Origin of the sequence: Methanoculleus sp. UBA374, from assembly GCA_002508705.1 — an archaeon.
In the GTDB taxonomy this organism is placed as follows: domain Archaea; phylum Halobacteriota; class Methanomicrobia; order Methanomicrobiales; family Methanoculleaceae; genus Methanoculleus; species Methanoculleus palmolei.
The window spans coordinates 196,885-218,364 of sequence record DAYL01000029.1; the positions used below are offsets into that span (position 1 = coordinate 196,885).

Annotated in this window: 16 protein-coding genes, 1 tRNA gene and 1 CRISPR repeat array; of the genes, 5 read left to right on the forward strand and 12 right to left on the reverse strand. The window is 55.8% G+C overall.

Translation table 11 applies throughout. The features are described 5' to 3' along the window. Positions 1-55 precede the first annotated feature (55 nt). A CRISPR array of direct repeats spans positions 56-4,478; the repeat unit is 37 nt; unit sequence GTTTCAATCCTTGTTCTTTTGGATGTCAGTCTGAAAG. A 107-nt stretch (positions 4,479-4,585) separates the two neighbouring features. The 12 genes from cas4 to serA form a co-directional block, all read right to left on the reverse strand. After that, entirely contained in the window at positions 4,586-5,176 is a 591-nt protein-coding gene (gene cas4 / locus BRA42_RS09690) for a CRISPR-associated protein Cas4 (protein ID WP_342770785.1), read from the reverse strand. 3 nt (positions 5,177-5,179) lie between these two features. Next, positions 5,180-5,473, reverse strand: a complete 294-nt coding sequence (gene cas2 / locus BRA42_RS09695; protein WP_342770784.1) for a CRISPR-associated endonuclease Cas2 — start codon at positions 5,471-5,473, stop codon at positions 5,180-5,182. Further along, positions 5,470-6,453, reverse strand: coding sequence for a CRISPR-associated endonuclease Cas1 (cas1, locus tag BRA42_RS09700; protein WP_342770783.1), 984 nt, complete (start codon positions 6,451-6,453; stop codon positions 5,470-5,472). Before cas1 ends, cas2 begins: the two co-directional genes overlap by 4 nt. A gap of 7 nt (positions 6,454-6,460) precedes the next feature. After that, positions 6,461-7,132: a CRISPR-associated endonuclease Cas6 gene (locus BRA42_RS09705; RefSeq protein WP_342770782.1), complete on the reverse strand. Its 672-nt coding sequence runs from the start codon at positions 7,130-7,132 to the stop codon at positions 6,461-6,463. Next, positions 7,129-9,381: a CRISPR-associated helicase Cas3' gene (gene cas3, locus BRA42_RS09710; RefSeq protein WP_342771341.1), complete on the reverse strand. Its 2,253-nt coding sequence runs from the start codon at positions 9,379-9,381 to the stop codon at positions 7,129-7,131. The genes BRA42_RS09705 and cas3 overlap by 4 nt, the downstream gene beginning before the upstream one ends. Beyond that, positions 9,378-10,112: a CRISPR-associated protein Cas5 gene (cas5, locus tag BRA42_RS09715; protein WP_342770781.1), complete on the reverse strand. Its 735-nt coding sequence runs from the start codon at positions 10,110-10,112 to the stop codon at positions 9,378-9,380. Before cas5 ends, cas3 begins: the two co-directional genes overlap by 4 nt. Further along, positions 10,112-11,026, reverse strand: coding sequence for a type I-B CRISPR-associated protein Cas7/Cst2/DevR (gene cas7i / locus BRA42_RS09720; protein WP_342770780.1), 915 nt, complete (start codon positions 11,024-11,026; stop codon positions 10,112-10,114). The genes cas5 and cas7i overlap by 1 nt, the downstream gene beginning before the upstream one ends. A 6-nt stretch (positions 11,027-11,032) precedes the next feature. Beyond that, on the reverse strand, positions 11,033-12,739 hold the full coding sequence (locus BRA42_RS09725; protein WP_342770779.1) for a hypothetical protein: 1,707 nt from the start codon (positions 12,737-12,739) through the stop codon (positions 11,033-11,035). Positions 12,740-13,365: 626 nt separating this feature from the next. Next, positions 13,366-13,439, reverse strand: a tRNA-Val gene (locus tag BRA42_RS09730). A 273-nt stretch (positions 13,440-13,712) separates the two neighbouring features. Continuing rightward, on the reverse strand, positions 13,713-13,922 hold the full coding sequence (locus tag BRA42_RS14560; RefSeq protein WP_394339246.1) for a zinc ribbon domain-containing protein: 210 nt from the start codon (positions 13,920-13,922) through the stop codon (positions 13,713-13,715). Further along, entirely contained in the window at positions 13,900-14,196 is a 297-nt protein-coding gene (locus BRA42_RS14565; protein ID WP_394339247.1) for a helix-turn-helix domain-containing protein, read from the reverse strand. Before BRA42_RS14565 ends, BRA42_RS14560 begins: the two co-directional genes overlap by 23 nt. A gap of 134 nt (positions 14,197-14,330) precedes the next feature. Next, positions 14,331-15,914, reverse strand: a complete 1,584-nt coding sequence (gene serA / locus BRA42_RS09735; protein WP_342770509.1) for a phosphoglycerate dehydrogenase — start codon at positions 15,912-15,914, stop codon at positions 14,331-14,333. Between the two features lie 95 nt (positions 15,915-16,009). On the opposite strand from serA, the gene ppsA reads away from it, so the two are divergent. From ppsA to BRA42_RS09760, 5 genes are read left to right on the forward strand one after another with little or no spacing between them, the layout of a single operon-like run. Further along, on the forward strand, positions 16,010-18,304 hold the full coding sequence (ppsA, locus tag BRA42_RS09740) for a phosphoenolpyruvate synthase (protein WP_292407613.1): 2,295 nt from the start codon (positions 16,010-16,012) through the stop codon (positions 18,302-18,304). Beyond that, on the forward strand, positions 18,297-19,394 hold the full coding sequence (gene mfnA / locus BRA42_RS09745) for a tyrosine decarboxylase MfnA (protein ID WP_342771342.1): 1,098 nt from the start codon (positions 18,297-18,299) through the stop codon (positions 19,392-19,394). Before ppsA ends, mfnA begins: the two co-directional genes overlap by 8 nt. Further along, positions 19,387-19,947, forward strand: coding sequence for a hypoxanthine/guanine phosphoribosyltransferase (gene hpt, locus BRA42_RS09750; RefSeq protein ID WP_342770511.1), 561 nt, complete (start codon positions 19,387-19,389; stop codon positions 19,945-19,947). The genes mfnA and hpt overlap by 8 nt, the downstream gene beginning before the upstream one ends. Further along, positions 19,922-20,869, forward strand: a complete 948-nt coding sequence (gene dph2 / locus BRA42_RS09755; RefSeq protein WP_394339250.1) for a diphthamide biosynthesis enzyme Dph2 — start codon at positions 19,922-19,924, stop codon at positions 20,867-20,869. Before hpt ends, dph2 begins: the two co-directional genes overlap by 26 nt. After that, positions 20,866-21,477, forward strand: a complete 612-nt coding sequence (locus BRA42_RS09760) for an METTL5 family protein (RefSeq protein WP_292407626.1) — start codon at positions 20,866-20,868, stop codon at positions 21,475-21,477. Before dph2 ends, BRA42_RS09760 begins: the two co-directional genes overlap by 4 nt. Positions 21,478-21,480 lie beyond the last annotated feature (3 nt).

A 21,480-nucleotide genomic window follows, 5' to 3' on the forward strand; every position in this document is an offset into this window, starting at 1 on the left:
TTTGGATGTCAGTCTGAAAGAATCAGCCCGTCGGGGTAGCCAGGGACGCCCTCCAGTTTCAATCCTTGTTCTTTTGGATGTCAGTCTGAAAGAATGCCGTGATGCCCTATGTTGATCCCCGTTCCATAGTTTCAATCCTTGTTCTTTTGGATGTCAGTCTGAAAGCCCGACCGTGCAGGAGTGGCCGATCGTGTATTATCGGTTTCAATCCTTGTTCTTTTGGATGTCAGTCTGAAAGCCGATACGAGCGGGCGGTATTTTTCGGCCGGCTCTTGAGTTTCAATCCTTGTTCTTTTGGATGTCAGTCTGAAAGGCAGTGGCGTCCTGGGCTTCGAGGATAAGTTCCTTGTTTCAATCCTTGTTCTTTTGGATGTCAGTCTGAAAGGATCTGCCGGATCCTGGGGGCTCCCCCCTCCCGACTGTTTCAATCCTTGTTCTTTTGGATGTCAGTCTGAAAGCTCCTCCGATGAGGTATTTACGTCGGGAGCCGGGAGTTTCAATCCTTGTTCTTTTGGATGTCAGTCTGAAAGCAGACCGGAGCCCCAGAGAGAGTTGCCGAGCTGGGGTTTCAATCCTTGTTCTTTTGGATGTCAGTCTGAAAGCGGGCAGGGAGTCATAGTAAAACCTATGGCCCTCCGGTTTCAATCCTTGTTCTTTTGGATGTCAGTCTGAAAGCTTTGATGGCGGCGATCGCCCGGGGGTTTTTGAGGTGTTTCAATCCTTGTTCTTTTGGATGTCAGTCTGAAAGGAATTCGACGCGTCCTGCGCGCAAGGCGTAGGCCAGTTTCAATCCTTGTTCTTTTGGATGTCAGTCTGAAAGGCCCGGACATACCACGTCGAGTATGACGAGAACGGGTTTCAATCCTTGTTCTTTTGGATGTCAGTCTGAAAGGGTAGGGTTCGTTGATGCCCGTCGCGCTGCAGACCATGTTTCAATCCTTGTTCTTTTGGATGTCAGTCTGAAAGCGGGATGGTGCAAAGAATGCGCAAGAAATGCGATGCGGTTTCAATCCTTGTTCTTTTGGATGTCAGTCTGAAAGCGTGGAACACCTCGGACTATCGCGACGAGGATATCCTGTTTCAATCCTTGTTCTTTTGGATGTCAGTCTGAAAGCCTCCCCGTCGGTCTGCGTCTACCACAAGCAGTACGGTTTCAATCCTTGTTCTTTTGGATGTCAGTCTGAAAGATGTCGACGTGCAGCCGGCGGCCATCGTGATTGCCAGGTTTCAATCCTTGTTCTTTTGGATGTCAGTCTGAAAGCGCCTATCCTCAGGGATCGTCACGGTGAACGGCAGGTTTCAATCCTTGTTCTTTTGGATGTCAGTCTGAAAGCGTATCCAACTCAAGCGTCCCGTTCTTGCAGTTCAAGTTTCAATCCTTGTTCTTTTGGATGTCAGTCTGAAAGCTCCTCCGCCGGTCCGACGCAATCTGCATGGTCGGGTTTCAATCCTTGTTCTTTTGGATGTCAGTCTGAAAGTGGGGTGCTCCATCACCACGAGGAGGTAGTAGACATGTTTCAATCCTTGTTCTTTTGGATGTCAGTCTGAAAGTGTCGATCATTCCGACACCTCCGGGCGCACATACTGTTTCAATCCTTGTTCTTTTGGATGTCAGTCTGAAAGCCGGGCGCCCGGTAGCCAATCGAGGAACTTGCCGGGTTTCAATCCTTGTTCTTTTGGATGTCAGTCTGAAAGTCATGTTCATCCTGTGGGGACGGGGGAAGAATGGGTTTCAATCCTTGTTCTTTTGGATGTCAGTCTGAAAGCCTGTTACCAAGGATACGACGTAACTTCACTCGATATGTTTCAATCCTTGTTCTTTTGGATGTCAGTCTGAAAGCAGGGTAGTGAAGTGCCCGGCGTTCAGATCCTTCTGTTTCAATCCTTGTTCTTTTGGATGTCAGTCTGAAAGCGACAGGTTAAAAGGGCTTAAAGCCGACTACGAAGGTTTCAATCCTTGTTCTTTTGGATGTCAGTCTGAAAGACCATGAGACGACTGTATTACTATTCGTATCATCCAGTTTCAATCCTTGTTCTTTTGGATGTCAGTCTGAAAGTTTACACGGCGTTTTTCTCAGAAGCGTGGAGAATCAGTTTCAATCCTTGTTCTTTTGGATGTCAGTCTGAAAGCGAAAAGCCCGGAAGAGTGGGAGAAGCGTGCTCTCTGTTTCAATCCTTGTTCTTTTGGATGTCAGTCTGAAAGGCGAACTGGGCGGAATACGTCAAGTACGTCAATGAGTTTCAATCCTTGTTCTTTTGGATGTCAGTCTGAAAGCCAGTACACCCGAAAGATGTTCTATCCGTTAATGAGGGTTTCAATCCTTGTTCTTTTGGATGTCAGTCTGAAAGTGAATACCCTGCATCCTACGAGATGTGGTGCAAGATGTTTCAATCCTTGTTCTTTTGGATGTCAGTCTGAAAGTACGCTATCGAACGACGGACACCGGCCGAGCGGCCCAGTTTCAATCCTTGTTCTTTTGGATGTCAGTCTGAAAGCGCGTAGGTCAGGGTATTCAGCCCCGGCTGCATCTGCGTTTCAATCCTTGTTCTTTTGGATGTCAGTCTGAAAGTGCGACGGCGAGAGCCCCTGCTGCGAAGTCGAAGTGTTTCAATCCTTGTTCTTTTGGATGTCAGTCTGAAAGCGAGTTCCTGCTCTTGATGCAACTCGCGAAGACCTATGTTTCAATCCTTGTTCTTTTGGATGTCAGTCTGAAAGAGATTACGCCTCATTGGTGGGGGTGTCCGCGTCGTTTGGTTTCAATCCTTGTTCTTTTGGATGTCAGTCTGAAAGCATCGCCGTGATCTTGAGCGACGGCGGCACGATGAGGTTTCAATCCTTGTTCTTTTGGATGTCAGTCTGAAAGGGTAGGTGATCGCGATCGCGAGCCCGTCGAGGCCGGGTTTCAATCCTTGTTCTTTTGGATGTCAGTCTGAAAGCAGGGGGGCCTCTACTGCGACGGTCCGAGGTGCCGCTGGTTTCAATCCTTGTTCTTTTGGATGTCAGTCTGAAAGACGAGGGTGCGGCGGCCAGGTATGCCTGTGCGTCCAGGTTTCAATCCTTGTTCTTTTGGATGTCAGTCTGAAAGTGAGGTCGTGCTTGAGGATCGGCGGGAACTTGACCTGTTTCAATCCTTGTTCTTTTGGATGTCAGTCTGAAAGGACTGCATCGCATTCAGGGTCGTATGGCCTGTGATGTTTCAATCCTTGTTCTTTTGGATGTCAGTCTGAAAGAGAAGTGCGCCTGGTCGCGAAGTCCCGACTCACCGGAGGTTTCAATCCTTGTTCTTTTGGATGTCAGTCTGAAAGCAGGCGAAGCGGCTGGAGTATGGGTTCGTCGGCGCGGAGTTTCAATCCTTGTTCTTTTGGATGTCAGTCTGAAAGATCCGGAAGGCGACACTCAACCTAATCCCAATTGAGGGTTTCAATCCTTGTTCTTTTGGATGTCAGTCTGAAAGCTCGAATGGAACCCGGGAAGGGTACATGCAGCAGAGTTTCAATCCTTGTTCTTTTGGATGTCAGTCTGAAAGGTCGCCTCCCGGTTTGCGAGGAGCGTGTCAACATCCTGTTTCAATCCTTGTTCTTTTGGATGTCAGTCTGAAAGACGGCGCACTTTGAGATCGACTGTCCCGAGATCTCCAAGTTTCAATCCTTGTTCTTTTGGATGTCAGTCTGAAAGCGAGCAGGAGCCCGGCAGCGCCAGCCTTTACCACATCGAGTTTCAATCCTTGTTCTTTTGGATGTCAGTCTGAAAGGAGCCGAAGTTTCCCGCTCCCCATGGGCTCCATTTGTTTCAATCCTTGTTCTTTTGGATGTCAGTCTGAAAGCGGGATCCGCTGCTGCTTCGGGGCGAGTGCCTTCTTGTTTCAATCCTTGTTCTTTTGGATGTCAGTCTGAAAGCGTGGCGTGTATTTAAGAACCGTCTAATTTAATAGTGTTTCAATCCTTGTTCTTTTGGATGTCAGTCTGAAAGCCGCCACTGCGTCGTATCGTCTGAGAGATCGGTCGGTTTCAATCCTTGTTCTTTTGGATGTCAGTCTGAAAGAGCGACGAGGACTACGAGTCGGACCCGGCCCTGAAGTTTCAATCCTTGTTCTTTTGGATGTCAGTCTGAAAGCCAGAGGAGTCCTCCAGCGCGATTCTATCATGGATGTTTCAATCCTTGTTCTTTTGGATGTCAGTCTGAAAGGATGCGTCGGGGGTGCTTGACGTCGCCCCGTAATCATGTTTCAATCCTTGTTCTTTTGGATGTCAGTCTGAAAGCTACCCCATCGGCTAGGCATCAATGCCGGATATGCGGGTTTCAATCCTTGTTCTTTTGGATGTCAGTCTGAAAGCTCGTGATGCAGGGTGAGGGCATCGCCAAAGGTATGTTTCAATCCTTGTTCTTTTGGATGTCAGTCTGAAAGCACAGCGCCGCAACTTGCAGAGCACTTAAACAAGAGTTTCAATCCTTGTTCTTTTGGATGTCAGTCTGAAAGGCCCGCTTTTTTTTACGTATTTCCCCCCTTCTCTAAAGGAAGGCTGACCTTTTGTACACCTGTTGTACTTGATCCAAAATTATTCTTCCCCATATGTAGGGAAGAAACTACACACAGATGTTCCGGTAACAGCAGTCTATACATCGCGACGCAGTACGGGTCTGTTTGGGGTAATGCCCGGTCTCGATAATAGCAAGGATGTCCTGAATAACTCTTCTGCCCTGTTTGAAATCTTCCTCAGAAAACCGTACCTCTTCAACGTGATCATTGCTCCGAACAAAGCAGATGAAACCACGAGTTGCGGCAACCCCGAACGACTCCTGTATCATGAGCGCATGGAGCACTAGTTGGTAGCGATAGGTGCTAAAGACCCCATGTTTGAACTCAGCGAACTTGTACTCGAATGGTGCTGCCGTTCCATCATCAAGGAACCATACCTCATCGACGATCCCCTTGACCCGTAGATCTCGTGACGCTAGGAAGACCTCGTGCTCCCGTCGGATCACACCGAGTTTCTTCCGGAGATAATGTGGGTTTGTTGTCCGCTTTTCTGCGTGAACTTCTCTCCCACGGATCACCTTGTACTTCAACTCCTGGTGTTGCGGAATGTCCAGACAGTACATGAAATAGATGAACCGGGGACAGAAGAGGTACTCCAGCACATCGGAGATGGTAATCATCGGGCCGTTATCATCCATAGGTCAGAAGAACTTGGTGAGCACCTCATCGCTCACGAGTTTTTTATCAAACGCCTGTCCAAGCAGTTTCACCTGCTTAAATGACGCTGTATCCATCGGGAAGATGTAGACGGAATCTGCATTGAGATCGATCAGCGCTTCGCACTCAAGTGACAGAGCATCGCGGTTATTTGCGTTTAGTGTCCCTAAAAACGCGCTTTTTTGAACCCGATACAACCCCTTGTTTAGACACGCCCGGGCGACCTTGTTTCTGACCTTGTCGTTCGCGATGTCGTAGATGACCCAGACCATCGTCATGCCTCAGCCTCCGGCTTGATCAAGCTGTTTGCAATCCGGTGACATTCCATTGGGATCATGTTCTGTATCTTGACGTTCCGACCGCGGTAGGGGACATTACGGTCGAACATTTCATTCACGGCGGCGATCAGAACCACCTTCCCATCTTGGTTCAGGTATAAGCCGCCAGGGATCGGATCAAAAAGACCCTCATGGACTTGTTTCTTCGCAAAGATGCCCATAACTGCTCGGTCGATGTAGTTACGATAGATCTCAATGAAATCAAAGACAAATGACTTTTTATTATAATTATCCGTATGTAGAAACCCCACGTACGGGTCCAACCCGGCAAGAATGCACCCTTTCTCGACACGCGAGTAGAGAATGCCGTAGCCGTAGTTGAGCAGACAGTTGAACGCATCTTTCGCCGGGTCTCGACTCCGTCCAGAGAATTGCCACTGCTTCGGGAGGGCGATACTCAGTGCATCGAAGTAGTGCGCCGATGCCATTCCCTCGATCCCCATAATTGAACCCCGGTTTTTCTCGATGGAACCGCGGAGAACATCGAGTTTCTCTCGCAGGTCGGTCAGCGCATCGATGTGCTGGGTCATCTCGTCGCGAAGTGCAGGACGATTCTTCTTCAGATCCTTCACAAACGCGATCTGGTGTTGGATCTTCTCTCTAATCCAGCCCTTAACGAGGGAAAAACCCACCAGAGATGTGGCTGCTTCGAGTTGTCGCCGCCGGATAAGAGCTGTACTCCCGAGTTTCGCGTGCCAAACCCGACCATAGGGGAAGCCGTACTTGTTCAGGAAGACAATGTCGATGTTATTGGCGACAGCGAACTCAATTGCATCGGTGGAGATGGTTGCAGAAGTGGAGATGAGAATACTTTCAACCTTCCCTGCCGCTATCTCGAAGGTCTTCTCCGCGTTTTTGATCAGGAAACAATTGTGTTCCTTGCGAATGTAGGAACCGTAGGAATTAATAACGAGTTGCATGCCGCGCTCACCTGCCCCTCGGCTGGATCTGCCGAACCGCCCCGAAACCCCGGGATACGGACTTCCCGATACCGAGGAGGTCGGGGATCTGGAAGTTGACGTGGAACCTGCCGGAAAACGCCATCAGGTTCACATTTTTCAGCCGCCGTTTTCGAGGTAAAACCTCTACATCACACTTGATCTGGCCGGGAACTTCGTAGGTGAGGGACTTGGACATCGAGATGAGATTTCCGATAAGCGTCTTGCGGAGGAGGTCGCGTCGCTCGGCATCGTTCTTCATTCCGTAATATCTGAAGTAGTTCTCCTGATTCAGCGCCAGCCAGGGAGTGACGAAGTCGTAGGAAGAGATCCAGTCGCTCAGACCGAACGGCACGCGGCGAAGGTCTATCCCGGTTTCGGTGATACGGAACTCCCGGTCCCCGAGGCGAATAGACCGTGCTGCATGGAAGATCTCCTTCAACACATCCGATCCCTCATTAATTCCGATAACTGTCGGCGTCCCCTCAATCACCTTGTACTGCACCAGTGGATAGCGATAGACCAGTGTTCCCGCATCGTGCTGGTGTAGGAGTGTATACTCCGTAAACTTCGTGGCGAAAAACCCGCGGAGTTGGGAAGCCGTCCCCTCGATAGGCCGATCCGAGGAGAGCGTCAGGGTGAATACTTCGAGGTCCATCATATGATCCTGTATGCCTCTTCAGGTCGTTCAGTGAACCGTGCTCCAAGTTCGGGGTCATACTCCATATCACAGAAGACTACATCGCCGCGGACCTCTCGGTGCTTCTTCACATACCAGAGGGGCATCTTCACCTCGTAATACTGGCGTCGGATCGGCGGCAGATCCCGAACGGTCTCCTGGAACTGGAGGGGGATGACCGGGATCTGTGGGTAATCAACCTTTCGGGTGACTTCGTAGTTTGTATCGAGGATGGGGTTATCGTAGACCCCGAGAAGCCGGCGCTGTGATTGTGCGTATGCTTTCGATGCCTCTAGGAATCGCGGATCCTCCACGATCTCGGTGCCTGTGTAGACCTGCTCCACGATCGCTGTCAGATCCGCCTCGGTTGGACGGGCAGGACCTGCCTGGAACGCTGCATACGATCTGGCCAAGAGGTCCGTGCTGTTTGACTCATAGATCTTTCTGGATATCTCGGAGGGGCGGCAAATAGTGACGGTAGTGTCTTCCTTTGTTCTCCGTCGATTAATCCGACCCGCCCGTTGCACAAGCGCATCGGGTGGGGCGCATTCGGTGAACATGAGATCAAAGTTGATATCCAGGGAGACCTCCACAACCTGAGTGGCGATCAGGAACGAACCTGAATCGGTTGCCTTTTCTTTCTCATCAATTGCTTTCTCCTTCTCAGTCCTGTCTTGGAGCGTGAACTTGGAGTGGTAGCAGATCGGGTTCAGGTCAGCAAATGTCCGTGTTAGGTCTTGGCATTTCCCCACGCTGTTCACGCTCACGAGGGTCTTTCGTCCGTCGCACACAGCCTCCCGAATCTGGTCGGTCATCTCCTCGATCTCGGCATCGACCACCCCAAATGTGTTTCGAGCAGAGTCAAGGAGTGACGTGTCCCTGACCACGGTTGCCCCGGGGAGCGCCGTTTGCAGGAGATTGAGAAGATTCCTGGGCATTGTCGCGCTCATCAGCATGAACCGGGCGCCCAGACATGCAAAATGCTCGACCGACCGGAGAATGAGTGCCAGCGTCCAGGGGTCATACGCATGGATCTCGTCGATGATAATCACGCTGTTTGCGGCATTTGCCTCAATCAGCGTCCACCTCCCGGTGTTGAACCCCGCTGTCAGGAGCTGGTCAACAGTCGCCACTGTGGCCGGCAGAATGAAAGACCGGTCGAAAAGAGCGTCCCGGGCAGTGCGGAGATCTTCCTCATCCAGGAAGAGGAGTGATGCTGTCGAGTGAGAGACGCCGACGTTCCCCTTCCCAAAGTACTCCTCAAGGCGCCGGTAGATGCTGTTGGCTGTTACCATCGTCGGGAGCAGGTAGAGGAGTTTTCCATTCCTCATCTCTGCAATATTGTGGAGCGCCCATAGTAGAGCCCCTTCTGTCTTACCGCTCCCGGTTGGCGCGATCGCGATACAGTGCCCGGATGTCGAGGCGCATGTCTCCTGGAACGGCAACAGGCCAGCGAAGGAGATATTTCGTTTACGACACCGGTCTGCAATTCTATAACGAAGCTCTGTGCTTCCGGTCGGCAGGGTGTACTTCACCGGTTTTCCTGCAGAGCCATACCAGTCTGCATAGTGCAGGATCGCCTTCAGAACCGCATATGTCTCCCGAAGGGCGGCAGGGTCGGCAAATTGTTCGTAAAACTTGAAGAATACACCCTCAGGCCCGATCAACTCCCTGACCTCGTTGGCGGGATTGAGGTTCTTGAGTGTAAGTGATGGAAATCGATATCCCTCCTGCTCAAAGAGGGTCGCCGCGAGATCGAGGGCGTCCTGCATTCCCTGCTCGCAGAGTTGCGGGGGCGGGAGTGTTAGTTCCCGCTCAAACGACTGCAGGTCAGGATTCAGCCGTTTGTGGTGGCCGAGGACTGCAAGGGCATCAAGAGGCATCGCCACATCTAGAAGCGGGCCTTCCTGACGGTCGAGTGCCACACTACCCCGGAGCATAACTGAGTAGGAGACGAGCTCGTGCCGGTAGTTCTCACTCCATGTCGGTCGTCGTCCGGCTCGGAGCATCTGCATCATTCGCTGAAACGGCAGAATATTCTTCCCGATGTCGTGGAGGATGACGGTGAAGAGCGACCGTTGCAGGAATCGTTCCTCCTCAAACCCCCACCGCTTGCCAAGCCTCTGTATGAGCGGTCGTTTGGCTTTGACCGTCGCCTGCCACGCTGCGTAGGCTGCCAGCACGTGCTCCGCATAGGTCTGGTCACGCTTGGCCCACATTGTCTGATTCATTGAAAAATAACCCGATGATTGTCGATGATATACCCGTCCATTGGTTCGCTGAGCCTCACCGGAGACCTTACAAACGTGAATGGCTGTCGTTCGAGGACGACGCGTCTGTCCCCCTCAAACGCGAATCGAGTCGGAAGCAGGAAGACCTGCGGGGATACGATGGTCGTGGTTATGGGGAGGGTTGTGAAGTCAATGGTCGGGGTGCACCGGGTCGAGACGTCCCCCGGGAGGATTGTATGTTCGAATTCCGTCAGAGCCGCTGTTTCGGCCTCGACAACCCCGGAAACGGCTGTTATTTTGATCAGATCGTCACTGTTCCCGGCGGTCAGTGCATACACGGGAGATCGCAGAGCATTCCGCACCTCTTCAAGCGCTTCCCGGGATGGCGAACCGAAGAAGAACGTGAAGGAGCAGTCGTAGAGATACTCCCGAATAAGGATACTATAGTGGAGTCGTTTCCGGATCTTCTCCGGGTCATAATCCTTAATGGTCACCTTTCGATAGTTCCAGAGGTCCCGCATCGTACCCTGGTGATCGCCGCAGACACTCACAGCAATCTCGTGTTCGTCCGCGAACCGGTGAGCGCTCTTCAGGTCGAGGCCAAGCGCGGCGCCCATCATGCCGATGATCGTGGGCCGCGGGGGGAGGGGGAGCGTCTGGTGAAAGGTATGCGTCTCGGGCACACGGAACGATGCCGTTATGGCCCTCCCGGTGACGGAAAAGGCAAACATCAGTTATCCTTTATCTCGTAATACTGGTCCACCCACCCGGCCATTGTGTTGAACGCCTCACCGATCGAAACGGTATTCTCCGGTATGCCGGTGAAGAACCCGCTTCTCGCCCCAATTACTGTGGCGAGCGTTTCACTCTCGTAGTCTTTCAGCGTCTCGATGAGCGTTTTAGTGTTGAGGTCTGCACCGTCGACCAGAACGCTCTCGAGGAATATGGGGTTCTTCACCACCAGCAACGCTCCTGCCATAAACTTCGGCGAGATATCGGCGAGGAACCTGCTCTGCCGTCCGGATGCCCAGAGGTTCTTCACGGCGGCAAGCAACGCTTTCACACGCTTGGCTTTCTCATTGTTATCGAGGGGTTTTGCAAACCCATCACCGCACCCGACGCGGTCGAGCTCGATGAGAATGGTCCCACGGTAGAGGCCGGCGTGGACTTCGGTCTCGAATATGTTCGGGTTACCGCCAGCTCCGACTCCCATATAATTGGTACCGAAGTCGAGATCGCCCTGGTAGGGGTTCAGCGCGACGAGCGGAGAGACCCGGACTACTGAGGTCCGCTTGTGTGCAGATCCTGGCCCTGCACCCTCACCGGACTCTGTTCCCATAAACCCGAAGAGGTCATCATCGATGTATTTCTCCGGCTCCTGTTTAGTGGTCGCGGCTCCCTTCTTGATAGTCGCTACTGCGCCCTCTGAAAGCGTCCAGCCCAGTACTTCCAGCTGGTTGCGTAACGCACGGCGCACCGCTTGGGCGGATACGTACGGGTACTGCTCTACACCTGCCGAGATCTTCTTGATGCTGGAGATGTTGTCTGCTTCTTTATCCGATCCGTTTAACGACGCAAACGATACGGGAGTGAGATATGTGACCGTCAGCGCCTTCGCTTTTGCAAAATCTGCTTTTGAACTCATGCTGTTTCACCTGTTGCTCTGATCTGGGGCCCCTCCGTTCTCGGGTTCTCGGTTCTTCCCGTTGAAGGTATTTAACGCCGCGATCATGCAGAACTGCTTGAATTCGGCAAAATTTTCCCCGAACGCTTCACCCTTGTTGTAGAGGTCGGAGGTAACCAGCGCTCCGTACTTAATCTGGATCCTGTTTACCTCGTTGAGGAAATCTTCCACTTTTCGTGCTTTCCGAAGGCGGAAGAGATCGCCTTTTCCTTTCTTGCCGCTGGGGGCGACACTCATACCGATGGTCTTCCCTAGGCTTACTGCTGCATCTATCAATTTCTGGTGCATGGGTCTTCTCTCCTGGTTGAGAATTTTCTCATACGCGATGGTGAAATCGTGCAGAGACTTGATATACTGCATTTTGGATTTGTTCACATGAAATACGTGCTGATCGACGAGATCGACAATACTCTGTTGATTGAGGATCCGCTCACAGACTCGGTTCCGCATGAGGGTTTTGTACTTGTTCTTATCCTGTTCAAAATCGACGAGCTCGCGCATAACTTCCCGGATCTGGAGCCCCTGTCGTTCGAGACGGTCCAAGAGCCGGAAAATGTAGACCGAACGCTTGAACGGCCAGACCATCTTTGCCATCTGGGTCTTGCCGAGCGGCTCCGTATACATCACGACATACTCTAGAGGGGCACATGCGGTCGTGATCTGGTAGAATTTAGTAAAGTTAAACCCTGGGTCTTCGTCTCCCTGCTCCGCCGGGTCCTTGCTGCTGAGCGCCCGCCGATACACGGAGTAGAGGAACGATAGAAACATCTCATACGGTTTCTGGAAGTACCCACCGAGGTCCTGATTGAAGTTCCTGAAATAGTTCGGGTCGGGCGCCTTGATCGCTTCGAGAGGACGAAAGACCTCATGCATCTTCACAAGGCTTGGGGAGTAGGGGAAGTACATGTGGCAGGTGCCGTCGCTGGTGGCGTAAAACCCACTGATGGGTACGAATTTACCGATGTAATCACATTTCCAGCATACCTTTGTCGGGTTCCCGCAGGTTGAGTTGAAGGAGAGTATGCCGTCTTTCCCGGTGATCAATGGGAAGACCGTACTTCCGATATCGGTGAGGGCATGAGCTTCATGACCACAGATGAAACAGCTGCCCTCTGATGTTGCCTTTTTTTTGGGCGATAGGATCTTCTTCTGGAGCACCAGCACCTGTGGCTGGTGCGCATTCGGGCCGTCGATGAGAAGGTTTTTCACCTCACCGACTTTGAGGTTGTTTTCCTGCAAAAAAGCGTCGAACCGCTCCTGCAGGTCTGCATATTCAGGAGGGAGGATACCCTTGCCTGCATACCGGACTGCATCCTTCGTAGGTCGGGGAGCCTTGTCGAAGATAAACGCCGCGATGCCCCGGGTTTTTACCTTTGGGAAACGGACAAAGGTGTCCTGTGCGGTATCGTAGTAAAATCCTGCATTGTCTGCGCGCTGCTGTTCGGAGGATGTATTGTAGTATCGATCGAGGAGGACTTTGTAGACATGTTCGAGAAGTGCTTGCAGGTTGTCTTCGGCGCCCTTGAGGGTGACGCCTGTATCGTTGAGGTAGATCGAAACATCCCACTGTTCTGGGTGTTCCTGCTCGGCGAGTTCATAAAATCCTATAAGGCCGGCGTCCATCCAGAAATGATGTGTTTTAGGGAAGTGGATCTCCCGCACTGCATTGGTCATTGTCGCTCACGAGGCGTTCTTCATTGTGCTACAGTTCTATGAACGGTCATATACATGTTTCGATCTGTTATCGGGCGGATGTCAATGAACATCGAGCAATTATGGCAGGGGATAAAGCCTGCAGGTTTTTTTTACCTTTTCTGCTCTTGTCCTTAAAATCAGAGAATCATCCTTGGGAAAACGTGACCCTCGTGCAGGTCAGTGTTGTTCTGTATGTCGATGCCGATCGGGTCGAGCGGTGGTTCGGAGCCGGAATCCACGAGAATAAATTGCAACATGTTGCAATGACCTTTGGTTACTTCCCCGGTTGCCCGTACAGTTGTGCGAGCCGAAGTATAACAATGACCCGCTGGCTCTGCCGCCTCCGTCGTGAGCGTTTGACGGCTGTTATCCACATCCTCCTTGGACGCCAGATAGGCGGCGTTAAATGTGTTGAAAATGTGAGAAAATGCACGTGGACAGCAGGTCCAAAATCTGAAAAAATCTACCCAGACTCAGAACAAGTATTTTAATATGCCTGACTCCATATCCACATGCAAACTGGAATTGTTCCATCTATCGGCACTTTAAAAGGATCTCTCTCCTGAAAACGGAGACCTAAATATCGCTTATTTCAAAATCAGCAATGGGCTCGCTGAGATTCGAACTCAGGACCTCCGCCATGTCAAGGCGACGTCATAACCAGCTAGACCACGAGCCCGTGCCTGCCCAATAATGTTGGTGCTCCGGGTATAAAAACAATTCTCGTCCCGGGAACCGTTCCGTGTCGGCCCCGCCGGGCGGAGGCCGGTACGTGCTTATGAACTACCCCACCCTTACGGGTGGGGCTTCCTGCGAGTATCCTTGGATCATAGGGATCTTCGGACCTGTTTGTCGCAGATTACCGGCGAACTGCCGATAGCCCGTCCACAGGGCATTTTGTGATAGGAACCGTACCCTGATGTTGACCGCGCTGTTCCGGTCTCGGTCGATGCTAGTTCCCGCAATCACAGTCCATAACTCGTTTCCCGAGCGGCATATCGTGAACCGCTTCGCAGACGCAGCAGATCCTCGTCGTGTCCCGTTCATCGATTTTTATTACTCTCTTACCTGCAAGAGTTGCCTTGTAGGTTAACAATCCGATGAACCTTGAGAGGTGGCCCGCGTTCTGGGTGGAGCGGTTAGAGTCCGGGAGTAGACCCACCGATACTCGGGGGAATCTCTTCTTCAATTCCGGAAGAGCGTTGGCCTGCTGAACATACCCGATATACTGACTGTGTATCGGGTCGATCCCTGTTCTCCTGATAGTTCTGGTTCCGCTCGGCAAGAGCAAAGTTGTAGAGCAACCGGCACTTCTCGGAGAGATGGCAGAGCACGTCGGCCTGAACGGGTGTGACCGGAATCTTGATCTTTGTGGCAATGTGCATCGGAAACTCTCCTGCAGGTTCTCTCATGAAGGATATCCGGTTCTTTGTCATAAAGAAGAGCCGTGCGCGGGGTGAAAGTGAACGGACGAAGGGGCGCCGCTCCCATCCCCCAACTTGCGCAGGGGGTCTTCCCGCTCTGCCCCGAGAGCCCCGCGGAGATAAAAGGAGGTGACGGCCGGGACCGATCAGATCTCGGCGTGCTTTGCCGTGTGGATGCCGTCGATTCGCTTGATCTCTTCCATTGCATCGGCAGGCACCGCGGAGTCGACGGTGAGGACCATCAGCGCCTCTTCGCCGGGTTTATGGCGCCCCACCTGCATTCCCGCGATGTTCACGTTCGCCCGGCCGAGGATCGTGGCGGCCTTGCCGATGACGCCCGGCTTGTCGGTATGGCGGGAGATGACCACATGGCCGGTCGGGGTCAGGTCGGTCATATAACCGCCGATGCTCACGATCCGGGCCCGGTTCGGGCCGGAGACGCTGCCGCTCACCGACTCCGTCATCATATCCGTCTTCGCGGTGATGCTGATGATGTTCCGGAAGCCCTGCGCCTCTTCGGTCGTCGTCTCGCTCAGCCGGATGCCGCGCTCCTTTGCCACGAACTCCGCATTCACGATATTGACCGGCACCTGCAGGACCGGGTCGAGCAGGCCCTTTAAGATGACGCGGGTGATGAACTTCGTGTTCGGCAGCCCCGCGGCCTCGCCTCCGTAGGTGATCGCGATAGATTCGAGCCTCCCCTCGACAAGCTGGATGAGAAGGCTGCCCATCTTCTTTGCGAGGGCCGCGTAGGGCTCGACCACCGCCTGCTGTTCCGCAGGGATCATCGGTGCGTTCACCACGTACTTCGCAGCGCCGCCCGATAGAACGCTGATGCACTGGTTCGCCACCGAGATAGCGACGTTCTTCTGTGCCTCGACCGTGCTTGCCCCGAGGTGCGGCGTCACGATTACCTTATCGAGGGCGAGGAGCGGAGAGCCCGTCGGCGGCTCGGTCTCGAAGACATCCAGCGCCGCACCGGCGACCTTACCGCTGGTAATCCCGTCAACGAGGGCTTTCTCGTCGATGATCCCGCCGCGTGCACAGTTAATCAGCCGGACGCCGTCCTTCATCGTGGCGATGGTCTTCTCGTTGATGACGTGGCGGGTTTCCTTGATCAGCGGCGTGTGGACCGTGATGACGTCTGCCCTCCGGAAGAGCTCCTCAAGCGGCACCATCTCCACGCCGAGGCTTGCAGCCTTCTCCTTGCTGATGAACGGATCGTAGGCGATGCACTTCATCGCCATCGCCTGGGCGCGCTTTGCGACCTCGCGCCCGATACGCCCGAATCCCACGATGCCGAGCGTTTTATCGTTCAACTCGACACCCATGAATTTGGAGCGCTTCCATTCGCCTTTCTTGAGCGATGCGGTCGCCTGGGGGATATTGCGCGCGAGTGCGAGCATCATTGCCATCGTGTGCTCCGTAGCCGCCAGGGTATTTCCTTCGGGGGCGTTCGCGACGACGATGCCCCGGCGTGTCGCCGCCTCGGTATCGATATTGTCGACCCCGGCTCCCGCACGGCCGATGAACTTGAGTTTCGTTCCCGCGTCGATGACGCGTGCCGTAACCTCGGTGCCCGAGCGCACCAGCAGGGCATCGTAGTCCCCGATAACAGCAACGAGTTGATCCTCGGTTAGCCCGGTATTGACGTCCACATCGCCGAATTCCTTCAGGATGTCAAGCCCTTCCTCTGCCAGCGGGTCGCTGACCAGCACTCTATATTTCACAGTTCAACCCATATCTACTTCGACATCATATGTATTGATGCTTTTTCCTCCGAAATCTTTTAAGTAATGGTGAGAAGTATATGTGTGGTGCGAGCATGAAGGAAATGCCCAACGTTTTGTGGCTCGAAGAAATAAAAAAGGAAGATATCCCTTCTGTCGGTGGAAAAGGGGCTTCTCTTGGGGAGATGACCTCGATCGGTCTCCCCGTGCCGAAAGCATTTGTGGTGACCGCTCAGGCGTTCCGCAGGTTTCTTATAGAAACCGGGATCGAAGATTCTCTCTTCCGCAAGCTGGAGCGTCTCGACGTCGACGACAACGGAGCGCTGGAGTCGGTCTCCAGGGACGTGCAGGACCTCGTCATGAGTGTCGGCATCCCCGATCAGATTAGAGAGGAGATCACTGATGCATACACCCGGATGGGAGCGAACGGAACGGTCGTCGCCGTCCGTTCGAGCGCCACTGCCGAAGACCTTCCCGATGCCAGTTTCGCCGGACAGCAGGAGACCTATCTTAATATCCTCGGCGAAGAAGACCTTCTCGATGCGGTCCAGAGATGCTGGGCCTCGCTGTATGGTGCACGGGCCATTTATTATCGAGCGAAGCAGGGCTTCGACGACCGGAGTGTCAACATCGCCGTCGTCGTGCAGGAACTCATCCGTTCGGAGAAGTCCGGTGTCATGTTCACCTCCCACCCCGTCACCGGGGAACCTCTGATGATCATCGAGGGCTCATGGGGCCTTGGCGAAGCCGTCGTCTCAGGAAGTGTCTCCCCTGACAACTATGTCTATGACCTGCGCTCCGGGCGGGTGGTCGACCGCCTGATCGCCGAGAAGGAGATCATGATCGTCCCGGAGGGCCAGCATGGGACGAAGACCGTCAACCTCTCCGCCGAGCGGCGCACCGCCCCGGTCCTTTCCGATGAGGAAGTGGCGCGCCTTGCCACGCTCGGCAAGATCGCCGAAGACCACTACGGCGTCCCGCAGGACATCGAGTGGGCAATCGTCGGCGACGGCGTCTTCATCCTCCAGTCCCGGCCCATTACGACGATCCGGCGGCCGGAGATCCCCGGTGCCGAAGCCGAACGTGCCGGACAGCCGAAAGGTACGCTCGGTGTGGTGCTGCTGGAGGGCCAGGGCGCTTCTCCCGGCGTCGCGAGCGGCCGCGTCGTGATCGTGCGGGACGTCAAGGACACGAGTTCCGTCAAAGACGGCGATATCCTGGTCACCCGAATGACTAACCCCGATATGGTTCCGGCGATGCGGCGGGTCAGCGCCATCGTCACCGACGAAGGCGGCATGACCTGTCATGCGGCCATCGTAAGCCGGGAGCTCGGGACACCGGCGGTTGTCGGGAGCAAGAAAGCAACGACGCTGCTCAAAGACGGACAGATCATCACCGTCGACGGCGAAAAAGGTCTTATCTACGAAGGAGCGGTTGCGTCGTCGGCGACGGCGGCACCGGCATCCGTGGCGATTGCGTCGGCGTCCGCTCCGGTCATCACCGGCACGCTCGTCAAGGTGAACGTCTCCCTGCCTGAAGCCGCACAGCGTGCCGCCGCAACCGGCGCGGACGGTGTTGGTCTCCTCCGGATCGAGCACCTGATCCTCGGCCTCTCCAAAACCCCCGGCTGGTACATCGAGCACGGCGCGGAGGAAGAGTTCATCGGTGAACTCTACAACGGCATCAAGACGGTGCTCGACGCCTTCCCGGGAAAGCCCGTCTGGGTCCGGACCCTGGACGCCCCAACCGACGAGTTCCGGAATATGGAGGGCGGCCAGGACGAGCCGATCGAGCACAACCCGATGCTCGGCTGGCGCGGCATCCGCCGTGACCTCCGGAGCCCTGAACAGTTCCGTATGCAGATAGAGGCCTTTAAGAGGCTCTGGGCCGCGGGATACAGCAATCTCGGCGTGATGTTCCCGCTCGTCAACCACCCCGATGAATTCGTCCAGGCCCGGACGATGATGAAGGAGTGGGGTGTCGACGTGGAGAACGTGACTCTCGGCATTATGGTCGAGATCCCGAGCAGCGCCATCCTGATCGAAGACTTCATCAAGGCCGGGATCCGGTTCGCCTCGTTCGGAACAAACGACCTCGTCCAGTACACGCTCGCCATCGACCGGAACAACGAGAACGTCGCCGATATGTACGAGCCGGAGCACCCCGCCGTGCTCCGGCTGATCGACCACTCGATCCGGGCCTGTCGGGAGCACGGCGTCGAGTGCTCCATCTGCGGCCAGGCCGGCTCCGATCCCCGTATGGCAGCCTGGCTTGTCGAACACGGCATCACCAGCGTCTCCGCAAACATCGATGCGGTTCCGCGCATCCGTGAGGCTGTAGCACGAAAAGAGCGGCAGATCCTCCTTGATGCGGCGAGAAGACATGCGTGAGGTTGGCTGCCCTGAGGAAGACCTTTTCTCCTTCCTCTCGTCAAAACGACGGGAGGACCTCGGGTACCGGCATATCTTAAGCTCGATGTGCACGCCGCCCCATCCGGTCGCGGCGCGGGCGCATGCTTTGTTCCTCGAGACCAACCTCGGCGACCCGGGGCTTTTCCCCGGGACGGCCGCGCTTGAGGAACTCCTCGTCCGACGGCTCGGTGCGCTGATGCACCACCCCGGCGCGGGAGGCTATGCGACCTCCGGCGGGACGGAGTCCAATATCCAGGCGCTTCGGATTGCAAAGAAGCAAAAACCGGTGAAGTTCCCGAACGTCGTGGTCCCGGCATCGAGCCATTTTTCGTTCCAGAAGGCCGGCGATATCCTGGGGCTTGAGATCCGGACGGCACCGCTCGATGCCCGGTTCCGGATGGACATGGAGGGGCTTGACGACCTTATCGACCAAAATACGGTCGCTCTTGTCGGTATCGTCGGGACGACGGAGTACGGCATGGTCGACCCCGTCGCCGCTCTCTCCGACGTGGCGCTCGACCGGGACGTCTTCCTCCACGTCGACGCCGCCTTCGGCGGCATGGTCGTCCCGTTTCTCGACCGCCCGGTCCCGTTCGACTTCCGGCTCTCCGGCGTCGACTCCATCTCCGTCGACCCTCACAAGATGGGGATGAGCACCATCCCGGCCGGATGTCTCCTCGTCCGTGACCCGGACTCCTTCGCGTGCCTCAACGTCGATACGCCCTACCTGACGGTGAAGCGGGAGTGCACCCTCGCCGGCACCCGACCCGGGGCCCCGGTGGCCGCCGCCTTCGCGGTTCTTGAATACCTGGGGATGGACGGCATGCGAGCGGTGGTCGCCGGATGCATGGAGAACGCTCGAAGGCTGATCGAGGGGATGGAGACGCTCGGCTGCCCGAGAGCGGTGACCCCGGACGTCAACGTGGCGACGTTCTCCTGTGAGCGTGCGCCTGCCGGATGGCGGGTATCGAGGACCCGGAACGGCCATATGCGGATCGTCTGCATGCCCCACGTCACACGCGACGTGGTCGAAAAATTCCTTGAAGATATGGGGAACCTGAATGCTTGAACGGCTGATCCATTCTCTGGAAACCGCTCCGGTTATGAAACGGGGCGAGTACAACTACTTCATCCATCCGATCACGGACGGGGTGCCGCTCCTTGAGCCCGGGCTTCTCCGCGAGATCGGGTGCGCCATGGTGCGGTGCCTCGACCTCTCGCGGGTCGACAAGATCGTCGTCTGCGAGGCGATGGGCATCCACATCGGCGTCGTCCTCTCGCTGATGACCGACATCCCGCTGGTTGTCGTGAGAAAGCGCCCCTATTGTCTCCCCGGCGAGGTCGCGGTGCACCAGACCACAGGCTACTCGAAAGGAGAACTTTACCTGAACGGTGTCGGTGCGGGCGACCGGGTCGTGATCGTTGACGACGTCTGCAGCACCGGAGGCACGCTCCGCGCTCTTATCGGTGCGATCGAGCATACCGGCGCCGAGATCGCCGATATCTGCGTGGTCATCGGCCGGGGCGACGAGGATGTTGGCCGGCCGCTCAAGACCCTGGTCCGGGTTGAGGTCTCCGAGACGCAGGTGCGTGTCGTTGATACCTGTCTCCGACCTTATTGAGCGGCTCCATGAGCGTGGAGCGCGGAGCGTTGCTCTCCAGTTCCCCGCCGGACTCGCGCGACAGGCGCCGCAGGTAGCCGCCGCACTCCGCGGTGCGGGCTTTTGGGTGATCGTCAGCGGCGATCCCTGCTACGGCGCCTGCGACCTTGCGCTCGACGCCCTCGCCCACGCCGACGTTCTGGTCCATTTCGGCCATGCGCCGGTCGAGGAGCGGCCGGACGTCCTCTACGAACCCGTCCGCTTTGATTTTGACGTGGATGTGCTCAAAACGGCCCTCCCCCTCCTCCGTTCCCGCCGCATCGGCCTCGTCACCACGGTCCAGCACGCCCACCTGATCGGTGCGATGGCGGCATATCTCTGTGAGCACGGCGTCGAAGCGGTCGTCGCCCCCGGCGACGGGCGCACGCCGCTCCCCGGACAGGTCCTCGGGTGCAACTTCGCCGCTGCACGGGCGACGGGGGCCGGCGAGATCCTCTTCGTCGGGACCGGGGTCTTCCATCCCCTCGGGATCCGGCTCGCCACCCGGGCGCGGGTGGTGGCGCTCGACCCTTACACCCGCGAGGCGCAGGAGGTGGACGCTTCCCGCCTGGTCCGTCGCCGTGCCGCGGTTATGGAGAAAGCCCGTGATGCCGCAAGTTTCGGAATCATCGTCAGCACCAAGAGCGGTCAGCAGCGGATGAGTCTTGCCCGGCGGCTCGTCGCCCTCTCCGACCGGGCCGTGATCGTCGCGATGCGCGAGGTCTCGCCCGGAGAGATGCTCGACCTCGGGTTTGCGGCTTACGTGAACACCGCCTGCCCCCGGCTCGCCTACGACGACCAGGCCCGGTTCCCGGTCCCGGTGCTGACGCCGCCGGAGTTCGAGATCCTCTGCGGGGTCCGGGCCTGGGACGACTATACAATCGACGAGTACCTCGCACCATGAACCTCCGGCAACTTGAGATGCGGCTTGAGCATCTGGAGGGCTTTGAGCGGCCGACGACGCGCCTCGAACAGTATCAGACCCCGGCACCGGTGGCCGCCCGCCTCCTCCACCATGCCGCCATGCAGGGGGCGATCACGGGGCGTCGGGTCTGCGACCTCGGGTGCGGGACCGGAATCCTTGCCCTGGGCGCGGCCCTCCTCGACGCAGCCGCCGTGATCGGGCTTGATATCGATCCGGCCGCGATAAATGTGGCCCGGCGGAACGCCGGGGAGTTCGGCGTTTCGGTGGAATTTCTCGTCGCCGACGTCCGAAACCCCGACCTCGATCGGCGGCGGCTTTCCTGCGACACCGTCGTGATGAACCCGCCGTTCGGAGCGCAGAGGGCGCACGCCGACCGGCCGTTCATCGACCTCTCGCTTGAACTCGCGGTGGTGGTCTACGGCATCTTCAACGAGGGTTCGGCCCCGTTTGTCGCCGCCTATACCGAGGGCCGGGCGACGGTTGAGGAGGTGATCCGGTGCGCGTTTCCGCTCAAGCGGACGTTTGCCCACCACCGCCGGGAGCGCATGGATATCCCGGTAGAAGTCATACGCTTAAGGCGGATCTGACGT